Below are 13,191 nucleotides of genomic sequence, written 5' to 3'. Positions count from 1 at the left end.
AAGAAATTATGAAAAAAATTCTATTATTCACACTATCATCAATTATCATCTCTAATATAATAGCTCAAACAGTTGATAGCGATAAGAACAGATTTAGTCTCAAAACGAATTCTAATAGCATAAAAGTTGAAATTGTTGATGTTACAAAAGAAGATTTAGAGCTTTCTTTTTCTTCTGTGAAAAGTGACACATTATCTATTTCACTATATTTACCTGAAAACAATAGATTTAATGTGTATTCCGATATTGACACTACTGATTTTATTTTACCAATAGGTCATAGTGTCACATTATCAGTTGAAAAGAAAGAGAATAAACCAATTATAATAAATCTCAAGAATGGAATTGAGTATGATGAGATTAATTTTGACAAAAATAATAAGAATGAAGATTTTTCTCTCCTATATGAGAATGATATTAATAGTCCATATTTGAAAGAATTGAAAAATAAATATCCAATTGACAGTATAGCTTCATCTGGAAATTCTGATTTGGAAAAGGTTCGAAATGTTTCTTCTTGGGTACATCATCTATGGAAACACAATGGAATGAATGAGCCTGAAAAGAAAGATGCTTTATATATATTGGAAGAAGTGAAAAAAGGAAAACAGTTTCGTTGTGTTGAATACGGAATAGTTACCACCGCTTGCCTTAATTCAATAGGAATAAAGGCTCGAACACTATCTCTAAAGACTAAAGATGTTGAGATACGCCCAGTCGGGGCGGGGCATGTTGTTTTAGAAGTATTCCTTAACGATCTGGATAAATGGATTGTAGTTGATCCTCAATGGGATATTATCCCTCACATAGACGGAAAACCTCTAAATGCCATTGAACTTCAATCTGCCATTACCAATCGCAAAAAAGTAAGTGTTTGGACAACAGAACAAACAACTTCCGAAGAATATATTCCGTGGATATACCCATATTTGTATTATTTCTCTATAAAGTTCGATAATAGAGAGAATATAAGTAAAGAAAAACAATATACTTATCAGGGTAAATCTGATTTAATGCTGGTGCCCATAGGAGCGAAAAACCCAACTATTTTTCAACAAAAATTCCCTCTTAATTATTGCTTTTACACTAATTCAATAAAAGATTTTTATAGAAAGCCTTGAGAAAGATTAACTAAAGGATATTACTTAATCAAGTTCATATTTTCTCTTTTATTCCAATTTTGAACTTACACTCTTTAAAAGTAAGCTTTTGTCTTATAGTATCTATATCAACATCTTTTAGATTTCGAGTAAAAACGACTTTAAGAAATAGGACTAATTTTCTATTATTGGTTTTCGACTTTTAAAGAGTGGAGGAATGACTTTCTGAATAACTTCCAGATAAGAAATAAAAAAGACTAACCCGACTGCAAATATAATAATGAATACAAGATTTGCCCCGAAAGCATCAAATCCCCATTTTGCAATAAAGAGATAGCGAAATATCAATGCAAGTGCTGCGATGCCCATCGCTCCACATATAATTAGCAGTATATTTTCAGAATCTTTATAATTCATATTATTATGATTAAAGTTTTTGTAAACTCTTTCCTTTTTGCATTGCCTTTAGAATATTCTTTCTAACGGCTTGGATAGATGGCACTAAATCGCCCTCCATCATTGCAAGCATTGTTTTCAATTCCTGCATCAACTCAGGGATGGGACGGCATAATTCATAAGCGATCTTCATGCAAAGAGATTTTACTGCGGGCAATTCCTCGCCAGACATCATTCGCTCTAAACAGAAATCCAGAAAATCTACTCTTGGCGGATTCGGGAATGGCTGTCTGTATAATAAATTGAGCATTACCCTTCGTTTTCCTCCATGCTTGCAGACAAGAACTTCATTAATCAATTGATCATGTTTATTATATAACCACTCGTTATCCTGTGACGAAAAATGAGTAAAAATCCAAGCTGCATGATATCCAATGGCTTCATCTTCAGCAATAACTAAATTATATAACTCTTGCTTTCGGGTATCACTATTATGAGTTAGGTTAAGTATCTCATTGACACCATCGATCCCGATACGTTGAGAAAGCTTAGTTTTAAAATTCATAGTTAGTTATTCTTATTTCCAACCTGGGTAAAAATACACAAATTCAAACAGATGTTCCAAAATGGAACTGTTTCGTTTTTTGCAACAATTGCATTATGCTTTTACTGCATATTACTTTAGACTTATTTTATTAGCTGACTCTCTTTTCATCGCATTTACCAGGTCAGCATAGATCTGGGTCGTCGAAACATTTTTGTGCGTGAGCATCTTGATTACAGTGTAGATATCAGCACCTAAAGCTACCTGCAAGGCAGCAAAAGTGTGGCGAAAACAATGGAATGGAATGTGTTTTCTTATCCCTGCACTAGCGACCCAATCCTTTAGAATATCGATTGATATTAATCACTTATCATTTGCCGATACAAAATAGGTATATTTTTATAGGTCAGCATGTTATGATTTTGATAAATTGAATAGAAAAACACCACTCTTGGGAAAGTGTAAGTTGTTTATTTACAGTATGTAATATTGCTACTTTCTAAAAAATGCTTCTTCGATACAGAAAATCAATTATGTTTAATTGATAGGAATTATACTCTTTTTACGTATACTAGAGATACAATAAATTATGATTATTCTATTTGTATCTCCTTATATATTCGATTACTCCAATCTATCGACATAAAATTACCTCTTGGACAAATAACACCTTGAGCGTTTTTATCAAAATACATCTTAGTTATTTCTTCGATACAACTAATAAAATCCATAATATGCTTTGATTTACACCAACTTTTTCCTGCAACTTGAAAAACAAAATCTAGTATTTCTGCGGCATCCGTTAATTGTGTGAGCTGAATATTATAAAGATTTTTTCGTTTATTAAAGAATTTGATAGTTTCATTCTTTCTATCAAAAATAACCTTATCGTCATCACTTTCAAATTCAAAATCATCATCATTTGCAAAGATGGTATGTTTAAAATGCATATCTCTCAATATTCTCAACGATTCTTCTAATAGCTCTCGTTCAGTTCGCATTTCCTCTTTTGATTTTCTTGTAGTTTTCTTTATCTTTTCAAGCTCTGTTTCTAAATCAGGCCACATTTTCTCAAAAATGCGTTTTAAAACATCATCTGAGACTTTATGTTCTCCCAATAAATTAATATCTTGTAATAACTTAAAAAAATCTTTTTTATCATTTTTAGTATTTTGAAAAGAAGCTAATGGGCCAACAACATCAGTATCTTTGATGTCAAATAAAAATGTACAAACTCTACCAGTATCTATATTTTTTGCTAAAGCTCCAGCTTCGAACATAATCCATGGCGCAGTTATATTTTCTTTCGTTAAGATTATAATACCAAAATTACAAGAATCTAAAGATCGAGATAACTCATAATCCCATTTTTTCCCTTTTGCAATATCATTTGAAGAATAAAATGTATTTATAGATTGTATTACTGATGGAAGCCAACTATTGAACAGCTCCGCAATTCTTTTACTTTGTTCTCCAGACCAACTAAGAAAAATATTCATATATCTTTATTTTTATCAATTCATAAAATATTTAAGACCTTAAAATCTTTTTAATTCTAAAGATTAACTAATTATTAATAGCTCATTCCAAAACTCCACAATGGAACAACATTCAAATAACCACTTTCAATATCATCTTTTACGATATATCCGTTTTCAATATCTTTAATCTGTTTTTGTCCTTTGTTCTTTCCTCCAACCTCAAAAGTTTTATCATCAATTAAGAAATCAGCAACAGGTGATGAAACTATATCATGTTTTACTCTCATTTGATTTAAAAAAAATGTCTCCCGAAGGTTTCCAATATTAGATGTATCTTCCGCAAGATTATAAATTAGATTGGTATTATCAAGATATATTTTGTCAATCTTGCCTAATCCTCTTATTCCGCCTGTATTATCTCTTAATTGGGCTATCATACCTGCTTCTTCAATATATAGGCAATAATCTGCGATATTGTTACGACTGGCAGATAGCATTTCAGCTATTTTACTCATATTAGGTTTGAATGGAGCGCTTTTTGAAATGATTGAAAGCAATTGCTTTAACTTTCTTCCTGTAGCTACGTTCATATCAGCATACATAGGAATATCGTTTTCCAATGTTTGGTTGATAATTTGCCCTAAGCGCAATTCAAAATCTTCTTCTAAGGCAAAAGGATAATAACCTTTTTTCAAATAATCAGAGAAAAGAAGTAAAGGATGCTGCAAATCAGGTAATTCTATTTTGTGTTGCAATATCTCATCCAAAGAATATGTTTTTGCTGATATATTATGAAACAACTGTAAATACTCCCTGAAAGACAGACCTTGCATATTATAAATAATGGCCCTACGGCTTAAGTCGGAAGCTCCTTTTTTTATATCCAAGACTGAAGAACCTGTAAAAACGACGTTCAGATCTTTATGATAATCATAAATAAGTTTCAGTTCTTTTGCCCAATCTTTATACTTATGAATCTCATCTATAAAAAGATATTTACCACCTTGTTTAACGAAAGTGTCAGCTAAATCAGTAAACCGATTGTCTACAAAATAAAAATCTTCAGCTGTTACATAAAGTGTTTCAGCAGCATTCAAATTTTGCTTAATATATTGTAGAACTAAGGTCGTTTTACCGACTCCGCGTGGGCCAATAAGCCCAATCATCCTATTTTTCCAATTGATCTCTTTATACATATAGCGGAAGAAACTTATATCGGTTTCTTTTATTAGTCTATTGGAATATTCAAATAGCTTATCCATATTTTATTGTTTTTTACAAAGATAGCAATAATTGCACTCTAACAGTGCAATTATTTTGATTTTATGCACTATTAAAGTGCACTATTATTTAATGGCTATTAATGTAATGGCCATTAAATTAAAAAAGGAATATACCATTGATGATGGAATATAAATAGAACAATATTATGTGCTGTAAATGAATTTGTTATCATAGTTTTATATCATTGTCACTCATACTGATAATATTAAGGGGATTATGTAATTTTCAATGTATCAGAAACCGTATTCAGATATAAATCATTTTTCTCCATCTGTGCTAATCAATTTAATACCCAAATATTTGTCGGCATTTTCAGCAAGAGATGGTAAATATCTTGGTATAGTATTTAATTCTTCAATTACAGTACTAATACTATAAAATGAAATTATTTCTTCTATCTCTTCCTCGTTGCCGCGTTCAAATATCCGGCGAATTACAGCTTTCTTCTGTTTTTGCCAGTCGATATTATTTATATCCGTATCCCAGAACAAGATACTGCGGATTTTATCCAAATTCGGCTTCTTTTGTTCTTTCAATAGTTCTTTTCGCTGCCGCTCGATTTCATAATATGCCTGTAGAAGCATAAAATATTCTTCTTCAATTCCCAAAGCATGTCCTAACTTTATTGATAAGGCCGGATTGATTCCCCTACGACCTTTACTGATCGCATTAATAGTTTGAGGGTATTCACCTAAAGTAAGTGCAAATTGCTTGCTTTCCCAGCCTCTGCGTTTTAATTCCCTACTAAGGATGGCCCCAGGGTGTATCCCTTTTATTTTTGTTATTTCTGGTAACATAATTCACTCTTTCATTAATGCAAATATACTTAAGACTGGTTGATAAACATTTTTGTTTATCGATAATTTTATATAAATTATTGATCTGGTGATTTTAGGCTTATCTTGCTTGCTGCTTCTCTCTTTTTCGAATCAACAATACTAAGATATATCTGGGTAGTCGATATATTTTTATGAGTCAACATTTTACTCACTGTATAAATATCAGTTCCCATAGCCAGTTGCAATGTAGCAAAAGTATGTCGGAAGCAATGTGTAATACACCGTAATACAAGCGTATGCAAATGTTAGAAGTAAAAACGTAACAAGTTTATACTTAGCAGATTTGCTGATTTAGGCACAAATCACCTAAGCAGATTTAGGAAGAGGTTCAGTAACCAAATCGTTAGCAGCTCAGTTACCAAAATAGAATAGGTAACTGGAGATAATCGAAGCCTGAGGACATGATTCTATTTCTTTGATTAACTGATCTTTGCGTAATAAAGGGCACTTATATAACCGGTAACTTTGCCTAACGGCAAAGTCCTCAAAATTATAAGTGATATGAAAGTAGAAAAGTTCAAGGTTTTGCTCTACCTGAAAAAGAGCTCACCCGACAAATTAGGTAAGACTCCAATTATGGGGCGAGTAACTGTAAACAGTACAAAGGTACAGTTCAGCTGTAAGCTATCCTGTAGTCTCGACTTGTGGAATCCACGTGAGAGCCGTCTGAATGGTAAGAGCCTGGAAGCAGTAGAAGCTAATAAGAAAATCGAAAAAATACTGCTCGATATTCATTCAGCTTTTGATAGTCTAGTGGAACGCAAAAAGCCATTCGATGCTGAGGCAGTCAAGAATTTGTTTCAGGGCAACATGGGGGCACAAATAACCCTGCTTGCTCTTCTTACCCGACATATAGAAGAATTGGAAGCCCGTGTTGGGATTGACGTTGCTCCAACGACTTTATCGACCTACGTTTATACGCACCGTTCATTAGGTAAATTCATCCAAAAAAAGTTTAAAACCAAAGATGTGGCATTCGGACAACTAAATGAACAATTTATCCGAGAGTACCAAGATTCAGTATTGGGCGAACAAGGCTATGCGATGCAAACCGTTCGCCACTATTTGGCTATTCTAAAGAAAATCTGCAAGATTGCTTTCAAAGAGGGAATTTCAGAGAAATTTCATTTTGCCTATTACAAACTACCCAAACAAAAAGAAACGACTCCCAAAGCACTAAGCCGAGAGAGCTTTGAGAAAGTACGGGATTTGGATATACCCCAAAAACGTCCTTCAACCCGTTTCACAAGAGACTTGTTTCTTTTTGCCTGCTACACCGGCACTGCCTATGCCGATGTCATTCGTATAACGAAAGAGAATCTTTTTACGGACGAAGAAGGAAGTCTTTGGCTAAAATATGCCAGAAAGAAGACGGACTTTCGGGCACGTGTCAAATTATTGCCCGAAGCCATTGACTTGATTGATAAATACAAGGATGAAAATAGAGATACATTATTTCCGTGGCAATCACCTGAAATGGTAAAAGCCAATATGAAAGGCTTACGGGTAATGGCAGATGTAAAAGAGCCGATGACCTACCATTCCGGGCGCCACTCGTTTGCCAGTCTGATTACGCTCGAAGAGGGTGTGCCCATCGAAACGATCAGTAAAATGCTGGGACACGGTAATATTCAGATGACACAGGTTTATGCCCGTGTCACTCCCAAGAAGCTATTTGAAGACATGGATAAGCTTATTGAAGCAACCTCAGATTTCAAATTAGTTCTTTAATTATAAACCCAATAAATAGAAATAACCATGCGTAGTACATTCAAAATATTATTCTACATCAACAAAAACAAAGTAAGAGCAGACGGAACGACAGCCATTCTTTGTCGAATCAGTATTGACGGAAAACCGATTGTTGTCACAACCGGGATCTACTGTCAAGCAGAAAATTGGGATGCTAAAAAAGGAGGTATCAAGAACGAAAGAATCAGTAATCAATTGAAAGCCTTTCGCCAACGGATAGAACACACCTACGAGCATATTTTGGGAGAGCAGGGAGCTATCAGTAGTGAGCTTTTGAAAAATACCATAGTTGGAATAAATTCCATTCCGACTTCTTTACTTGAAGCAGGCAAAGTGGAATTGGAACGTTTACGGCTTCGCTCAATAGAGATAAACTCAAGGTCGAGTTATAGAGAATCCAGACTTATGCAAGGCAATCTGCAAGAATATATCTGTTCCAAAGGAATGAAAGATATCGCCTTTGCAGCCATAACAGAAGAGTTCGCAGAATCATTTAAGCTATATCTGAGAACAATACACGATCGAAAGAATTCATATATAAACCGAGCATTAACTTGGCTGAACCGACTTATTTATATTGCTATCGACCAAGAAGTATTGAGAAGTAATCCATTGGAAGATGTGAGATACGAAAAGAAAGATCCGCCCAAGCATCGGCATATAAACAAATCCGATTTGAAATGTATTATGGAGAACCCAATGCCGGATGAACGTTTGGAGTTAGTACGCAGGGCTTTTATATTTTCGTCACTGACGGGGCTTGCCTATGTAGATATGCACCGCCTTTATCCACAGCATATAGGTAAAACGGCAGCAGGCAGGCTCTATATCCGAAAGCGTAGGGTAAAGACCAATGTAGAGGCATTCATCCCTCTTCATCCAATAGCCGAGCAGATACTAATGCTTTACAATACCACTGATGATAGCAAACCTGTATTCCCCTTGCCTATTCGAGATAAGATCTGGTATGACATTAATCAAATTGGGATTACTACGGGATTGAAAGAAAATTTGTCGTACCATCAAAGTCGCCACAGTTTCGGGACTCTGGCGATTTCGGCAGGATTATCCATTGAGAGTGTTGCCAAAATGATGGGGCACGCCAACATCAGCACCACACAAGTGTATGCCCAAATTACAGAGCAAAAAATATCTAAGGATATGGATAAATTGATGGAGCGAAGAAAAACAATGCAAAATAAAGTATCTAAAACAATTCAATCATGAAACGAGACAAGATTGAAATCTCAGATAATGGAAATATAACTATTCCAAGCGAAGTCAGCATGACTATTGCAGAGATAGCCGAACTATTTGGTGTTTTTCTTCAAACTGTAAAAAGAGAGGTTCGTGCAATTGAAAAATCGGGTATTGCAAGTGGTGATGATTCATCATCTTGCATCGTTGATGGAAAGAATATCTACCCTTATTATTATGGATTGGATATGATCATAGCCCTTGCTTTTAGAGTACAATCCCCTAATGTAGATATTTTTCGGGGATGGGTTATTAATAAAGTGATAAGGAGCAATGTTGTTACAACACTTGTGTTGTCTTTGCAAAATGCGATATTGAACTAAATTAATATGATAAAGAAAAATCCTATCAAAGGGCTACCTTAAATGTAGATAGCTCCTTGGTTGGATCTCTTATCTAGGACAAACACCCCATATAATTATATTTTTGAGCAAATTTGACTCATTTGTACTTTAAATAGTGATTAATTCCATCGAACGATGCAAGAGAAGCAAAAGGAAAAACCTAGTATTAATTACTTTTTATAGCCTGTAACCGTAATCGAATAAATGCCGGCATTGCCCGCTTTATATTTAGCAATCGTCAATTCATCTAAATGTTCCTGTAAAACACCATCTGGAATTACAACTGTTTTTGTCCGTTCGATCTTGATATTGGAAAAATTAGCTTTTTCGATCTCACTTATATAATTCTCTTTTTGTATCGCACTGGCTATACAACCTGCATACATAGACGCATTATCTGTAAATTCTTTTGGAAATACACCATTCAAAACAACATCAGAAATACAGAAATGACCATTTTTCCTCAACACACGGTATATTTCTTTAAATATTTTATCTTTTTCGGGTAACAGATTCAAAACACAATTGCTGACTACGACATCAATAGAGTTGTCAGGTAAAGGCATATTCTCAATATCACCTTCGATAAATTCAATATTGGTGTAGCCTCGCTTTGTCGCATTCTTTCGTGCTTTCTCTATCATTTGTGGAGAGAAGTCAATACCAATAATTTTTCCTATTTCTCCAACTTCAGCTCTGGCTATAAAACAGTCATTACCTGCACCGGAGCCTAAATCCAAAACTGTATTTCCCTGTTTAATGCCTGCATATTCAGTAGGTAATCCACAGCCGACTCCCAAATCGGCGTCGGCTTCATATCCTTTAAGATGGCTATAGTCTTCACTCATAATTGTAAAAACTTTTTTTGAAGGAGTAGCAAGATTCGTTCCACAACAGCAACCAGACTTTAACGCATCGCTGTTCAAAGCTAACTCACTGTAACGTTGTTTTACCAATGCTTTTTTTTCTTCGTTTGTATTCATGTTTAAAAGTATTGTAATTATTTTATTTGTAGTATTTCTTTCTCAACCAAAAAGCGACATTTACCAATGCGATCAGAACAGGCACTTCAACAAGCGGACCCACTACGCCTGCAAAGGCTTGTCCGCTGTGAATGCCGAATACCCCGATAGCCACCGCAATAGCCAGTTCGAAGTTGTTGCCTGCTGCGGTAAACGAGATAGAAGCATTTTTATCGTAACTTGCTCCCATTGCCTTACTGACAAAGAAACTGATAAAGAACATGGCTACGAAGTAGATCAGTAAAGGAATCGCAATGCGTACTACATCCATTGGTATTTGTACGATCAGTTCTCCTTTGAGACTGAACATGAGTACGATGGTAAGCAGTAATGCGATTAATGTAATGGGAGAGATAGCAGGGATAAATTTATCCTGATACCATTGTTCCCCTTTTATTTTGACTAAGATTAAACGGCTTAGAATACCCATAAGGAAAGGAATACCCAGATAGATAGCGACTGTTTCGGCAATCGTACCGATAGATATATTGACGATAGCACCTTCAAAACCAAAATAAGGAGGCAATACTGTTATAAACAGCCACGCATAGAAACTGTAAAAAAATACCTGAAAGATACTGTTCAGAGCGACAAGCCCTGCCCCGTATTCCCTGTTGCCTTCTGCCAGATCGTTCCAGACTAAAACCATCGCAATACAACGGGCTAAACCGATAAGGATTACTCCGACCATATATTCGGGATAGTCATGTAAAAAGGTAATGGCTAAAATAAACATCAAAATGGGGCTGACAAGCCAGTTTAAAAATAAGGATGTGCCTAATATCTTCACATTGGTAAATACTTTCGGCAGTAGTTTGTAACTGACTTTTGCCAATGGCGGGTACATCATCAGGATAAGACCGATTGCTAAAGGGATGTTGGTTGTTCCGCTCGACATAGAATCTATATGACCGCTAAAAGAGGGTATAAAGTAACCTAAGCCTACCCCGATTGCCATTGCAAGGAATATCCAAAGGGTCAGATTTTTATCTAAGAAACTCATTTTTCTTTTATTCATAACCTTATCTTGTTAATGTATAATTCGTAAAATGCCTGTTTAATTTCATCCCTTACCCTGACATATTCGAACTGTATAAATTCGGGTGTCCCTGTGGCTTCGGACGGATCGTCAAATCCGATGTGCAAACGGTTCTTTACTTTGCCTGAAAAGGTCGGGCAGCTTTCATTCGCACCACCGCAAACGGTAATCACATAATCCCATTCATCATTTATGTATGTATTTATGCTATCGGATGTATGGTGCGAAATATCTACTCCTGCATCCTGCATCACTTCTATTGCTTTGGGGTTTACTTTTCCGCTTGCCTGTGTGCCTGCGGAATAAACCAACAGTTTAGGGTCGAAAGATTGTAAAAAGCCGTGTGCCATCTGGCTACGGCAACTGTTACCTGTACAAAGGATAAGTATTTTCATTGTTTAATGGATATAGTTCGTATAATTACTAATTGTTCTTATTTCGTAGAATTACGAATGTATGGAGTAAATTTTTTATTTAGTGCTACAAGATTCTTGATTATTAATATCAGTGAAGAATGTAGAAAACATCTTTTTAGCTTTCTCCCAGTTTTCTTCGTTTATACAATATTTCACGCTAGGTAATGTAATTGTTCCCTGAATTAAACCTGCATTTTTTAATTCTTTCAAATGTTGAGAAAGCGTGCTTTTAGCTATCGGTAATATTTCAGACATATCACCATGATAGCAACATGATTCGTTGGCAAGCATTCCTAATATCGCTATACGGATAGGATGCCCCATTGCTTTGGCAAAACGTGCAAGTTGTTCTTGTTCATCTGTAAGTTCTTTCTTTGACATATCTATTTATATTTATTGTTCGCAAATATACGAATTGATATTTAATTCGCAATAGTACGAATGATACATTTTTATTTTGAATATTCGCTATAATTATACTTGCTATTATCTGATGCCCATTTAGAACTTATCCTTAGAACTTTTATCTTTTCTTCATTGTTCGAGCTCGCCTATGTGTATATGTACTGGTTTCATCCGTATCATATTAGCAAAACAGTAAATATTCGAAAAACGGAGGATGAAAACCAATGTTAAGGCTTTTATCCCCTTACACCCAATAACAGGACAAATCCTTCAACACTAAGAGCATCCCGAAATGGCTTAGTTTCGGGATGCTTAATTAAATACTGATAAACAAAGAGGTATTAAGCTACTCCCACCCTTCACAATAACTTTTTTCCAATATTTTCTGTATATCGGACTCCCGATACAGAGATTTACCTCCAAATCTAAAATATGGGATTCTACCTTCGCTGCGATATTGTTGTAATGTCCGACGGCTTACTTTTAACCGCTCCGAAACTTGTACATCAGTAAGAAATCGCTCTCCGTTCAACGTCGGCTTATAGTTTGTCAATATTTTTTCCAGTTTGACCAACACCTTGTCGAGTGAACCTAGCAATGTTTTTATCCGCTCATTGCCTCTTGTTATAACTTCACTGCTCATTTTTTTTGCTTTTTTAAGTTCACAATAAGTTTCTCCACATCTTTTGGCTTGTAATATACCTTTCGGTCTATCTGGGTGTATGCCAACTTACCTGTATCTCGTAAGGTCTGCAATGCACGAGGGCGTATATCCAAAATTAAACATACGTCCTGATTATCCAGCCACTCATTAAGTTCTTTGCCTATATGCCTTTCACATAACTGGTCTACCTTTCGAACAAACCCTTCAAAACCTTTCATCAGTGCTTCGAACGTTTGGGCTTCAATATACATTATCTCCATAGTAATTTACTTTTTTGTTTATACTATGATTATGGAAAATCCAGTGAGCGTTGCCCCCTCGTGCCAGTCTAAATTGCCCCCATGTACCAAAATATGTTTGACCCTTTTCGCCAAAATAAAAATGTCCCCTGTCGGAATATAAACCAACAGGGGATTTTTATGTAATTTAGATTCCCGTCCTGGTCGATGGGTTAAAGCTAAAATTACAATGACAACAAAGTTAGCAAACATTCTTCATTGCTATGCAATGGGGATGGGGATAAAAGGTATCAGCGCGACCTTTGAGCTATCCCGCAACACAGTGCGCAAGTATGTGCGTTTGTTTCAAGAGAGTGGTATACCGATGGAGCAACTTCAGCAGATGCCAGCAAAGCGCCTAGAGGAAATG

At 35.4% G+C, this 13,191-nt stretch carries 15 protein-coding genes and 3 pseudogenes; 5 read left to right on the top strand and 13 right to left on the bottom strand.

The window, feature by feature from the left end:
* The first annotated feature begins 8 nt into the window (after nt 1–8).
* A complete protein-coding gene (locus K322_RS19940; protein ID WP_051290936.1) occupies nt 9–1,121 on the top strand; it encodes a transglutaminase-like domain-containing protein in 1,113 nt (370 codons plus the stop codon).
* A gap of 153 nt (nt 1,122–1,274) precedes the next feature.
* On the opposite strand, the gene K322_RS0117340 is transcribed toward K322_RS19940, so the two are convergent.
* The 7 genes and pseudogenes from K322_RS0117340 to K322_RS20720 all read right to left on the bottom strand — a co-directional run.
* Complete coding sequence (locus K322_RS0117340) at nt 1,275–1,517, bottom strand: hypothetical protein (RefSeq protein ID WP_026628014.1); 243 nt, start codon at nt 1,515–1,517, stop codon at nt 1,275–1,277.
* Between the two features lie 10 nt (nt 1,518–1,527).
* Nucleotides 1,528–2,061, bottom strand: coding sequence for a hypothetical protein (locus K322_RS0117335; protein WP_026628013.1), 534 nt, complete (start codon nt 2,059–2,061; stop codon nt 1,528–1,530).
* Between the two features lie 111 nt (nt 2,062–2,172).
* A pseudogene (locus K322_RS20725) lies at nt 2,173–2,385 on the bottom strand (tyrosine-type recombinase/integrase); the annotation flags it as partial.
* 248 nt (nt 2,386–2,633) lie between these two features.
* On the bottom strand, nt 2,634–3,539 hold the full coding sequence (locus tag K322_RS19935; RefSeq protein WP_051290934.1) for a TIR domain-containing protein: 906 nt from the start codon (nt 3,537–3,539) through the stop codon (nt 2,634–2,636).
* 74 nt (nt 3,540–3,613) lie between these two features.
* Nucleotides 3,614–4,783, bottom strand: a complete 1,170-nt coding sequence (locus K322_RS0117325) for an ATP-binding protein (protein ID WP_026628012.1) — start codon at nt 4,781–4,783, stop codon at nt 3,614–3,616.
* 279 nt (nt 4,784–5,062) lie between these two features.
* A complete protein-coding gene (locus tag K322_RS0117320; protein ID WP_026628011.1) occupies nt 5,063–5,602 on the bottom strand; it encodes a helix-turn-helix transcriptional regulator in 540 nt (179 codons plus the stop codon).
* A gap of 77 nt (nt 5,603–5,679) precedes the next feature.
* Nucleotides 5,680–5,856: pseudogene (locus K322_RS20720) on the bottom strand (tyrosine-type recombinase/integrase); the annotation flags it as partial.
* Between the two features lie 289 nt (nt 5,857–6,145).
* Here K322_RS20720 and K322_RS0117315 point away from each other — a divergent pair.
* The 3 genes from K322_RS0117315 to K322_RS0117305 are packed head-to-tail and all read left to right on the top strand — an operon-like array spanning nt 6,146 to nt 8,976.
* On the top strand, nt 6,146–7,375 hold the full coding sequence (locus K322_RS0117315) for a site-specific integrase (protein WP_026628010.1): 1,230 nt from the start codon (nt 6,146–6,148) through the stop codon (nt 7,373–7,375).
* Between the two features lie 27 nt (nt 7,376–7,402).
* Entirely contained in the window at nt 7,403–8,623 is a 1,221-nt protein-coding gene (locus K322_RS0117310) for a site-specific integrase (protein WP_026628009.1), read from the top strand.
* Nucleotides 8,620–8,976, top strand: a complete 357-nt coding sequence (locus tag K322_RS0117305; protein WP_026628008.1) for a hypothetical protein — start codon at nt 8,620–8,622, stop codon at nt 8,974–8,976. The genes K322_RS0117310 and K322_RS0117305 overlap by 4 nt, the downstream gene beginning before the upstream one ends.
* Before the next feature lie 191 nt (nt 8,977–9,167).
* On the opposite strand, the gene arsM is transcribed toward K322_RS0117305, so the two are convergent.
* From arsM to K322_RS0117275, 6 genes are all read right to left on the bottom strand, one after another.
* Nucleotides 9,168–9,980 carry an arsenite methyltransferase gene (arsM, locus tag K322_RS0117300; RefSeq protein ID WP_026628007.1) on the bottom strand — a complete coding sequence of 271 codons (813 nt, stop codon included), beginning with the start codon at nt 9,978–9,980 and terminating at the stop codon, nt 9,168–9,170.
* A 22-nt stretch (nt 9,981–10,002) separates the two neighbouring features.
* A complete protein-coding gene (arsB, locus tag K322_RS0117295) occupies nt 10,003–11,037 on the bottom strand; it encodes an ACR3 family arsenite efflux transporter (RefSeq protein ID WP_026628006.1) in 1,035 nt (344 codons plus the stop codon).
* On the bottom strand, nt 11,034–11,453 hold the full coding sequence (locus K322_RS0117290; RefSeq protein WP_035332523.1) for an arsenate reductase ArsC: 420 nt from the start codon (nt 11,451–11,453) through the stop codon (nt 11,034–11,036). Before K322_RS0117290 ends, arsB begins: the two co-directional genes overlap by 4 nt.
* 75 nt (nt 11,454–11,528) lie before the next feature.
* Nucleotides 11,529–11,855 (bottom strand): ArsR/SmtB family transcription factor, encoded by a 327-nt coding sequence (locus K322_RS0117285; protein WP_026628004.1) that lies wholly within the window; start codon nt 11,853–11,855, stop codon nt 11,529–11,531.
* A 370-nt stretch (nt 11,856–12,225) separates the two neighbouring features.
* A complete protein-coding gene (locus tag K322_RS0117280) occupies nt 12,226–12,522 on the bottom strand; it encodes a helix-turn-helix domain-containing protein (RefSeq protein ID WP_026628003.1) in 297 nt (98 codons plus the stop codon).
* A complete protein-coding gene (locus K322_RS0117275; RefSeq protein ID WP_026628002.1) occupies nt 12,519–12,803 on the bottom strand; it encodes a helix-turn-helix domain-containing protein in 285 nt (94 codons plus the stop codon). The genes K322_RS0117280 and K322_RS0117275 overlap by 4 nt, the downstream gene beginning before the upstream one ends.
* A gap of 208 nt (nt 12,804–13,011) precedes the next feature.
* Between K322_RS0117275 and K322_RS21110 the strand changes: the two are divergent.
* Nucleotides 13,012–13,191, top strand: a pseudogene (locus K322_RS21110) (helix-turn-helix domain-containing protein); the annotation flags it as partial.

It is taken from the genome of Indolivaga capnocytophagoides DSM 22835 (assembly GCF_000426485.1).
Classification (GTDB): Bacteria; Bacteroidota; Bacteroidia; order Bacteroidales; family Dysgonomonadaceae; genus Dysgonomonas_A; species Dysgonomonas_A capnocytophagoides.
This window is presented reverse-complemented; position numbering and strand designations above follow the sequence as displayed.

Excerpts from the sequence above, each read along its gene's own strand:
- K322_RS19940 (WP_051290936.1), top strand. The coding sequence starts at position 9 with ATGAAAAAAATTCTATTATTCACACTATCATCAATTATCATCTCTAAT.
- K322_RS0117340 (WP_026628014.1), bottom strand. The coding sequence starts at position 1,517 with ATGAATTATAAAGATTCTGAAAATATACTGCTAATTATATGTGGAGCG.
- K322_RS0117335 (WP_026628013.1), bottom strand. The coding sequence starts at position 2,061 with ATGAATTTTAAAACTAAGCTTTCTCAACGTATCGGGATCGATGGTGTC.
- K322_RS19935 (WP_051290934.1), bottom strand. The coding sequence starts at position 3,539 with ATGAATATTTTTCTTAGTTGGTCTGGAGAACAAAGTAAAAGAATTGCG.
- K322_RS0117325 (WP_026628012.1), bottom strand. The coding sequence starts at position 4,783 with ATGGATAAGCTATTTGAATATTCCAATAGACTAATAAAAGAAACCGAT.
- K322_RS0117320 (WP_026628011.1), bottom strand. The coding sequence starts at position 5,602 with ATGTTACCAGAAATAACAAAAATAAAAGGGATACACCCTGGGGCCATC.
- K322_RS0117315 (WP_026628010.1), top strand. The coding sequence starts at position 6,146 with ATGAAAGTAGAAAAGTTCAAGGTTTTGCTCTACCTGAAAAAGAGCTCA.
- K322_RS0117310 (WP_026628009.1), top strand. The coding sequence starts at position 7,403 with ATGCGTAGTACATTCAAAATATTATTCTACATCAACAAAAACAAAGTA.
- K322_RS0117305 (WP_026628008.1), top strand. The coding sequence starts at position 8,620 with ATGAAACGAGACAAGATTGAAATCTCAGATAATGGAAATATAACTATT.
- arsM (WP_026628007.1), bottom strand. The coding sequence starts at position 9,980 with ATGAATACAAACGAAGAAAAAAAAGCATTGGTAAAACAACGTTACAGT.
- arsB (WP_026628006.1), bottom strand. The coding sequence starts at position 11,037 with ATGAATAAAAGAAAAATGAGTTTCTTAGATAAAAATCTGACCCTTTGG.
- K322_RS0117290 (WP_035332523.1), bottom strand. The coding sequence starts at position 11,453 with ATGAAAATACTTATCCTTTGTACAGGTAACAGTTGCCGTAGCCAGATG.
- K322_RS0117285 (WP_026628004.1), bottom strand. The coding sequence starts at position 11,855 with ATGTCAAAGAAAGAACTTACAGATGAACAAGAACAACTTGCACGTTTT.
- K322_RS0117280 (WP_026628003.1), bottom strand. The coding sequence starts at position 12,522 with ATGAGCAGTGAAGTTATAACAAGAGGCAATGAGCGGATAAAAACATTG.
- K322_RS0117275 (WP_026628002.1), bottom strand. The coding sequence starts at position 12,803 with ATGGAGATAATGTATATTGAAGCCCAAACGTTCGAAGCACTGATGAAA.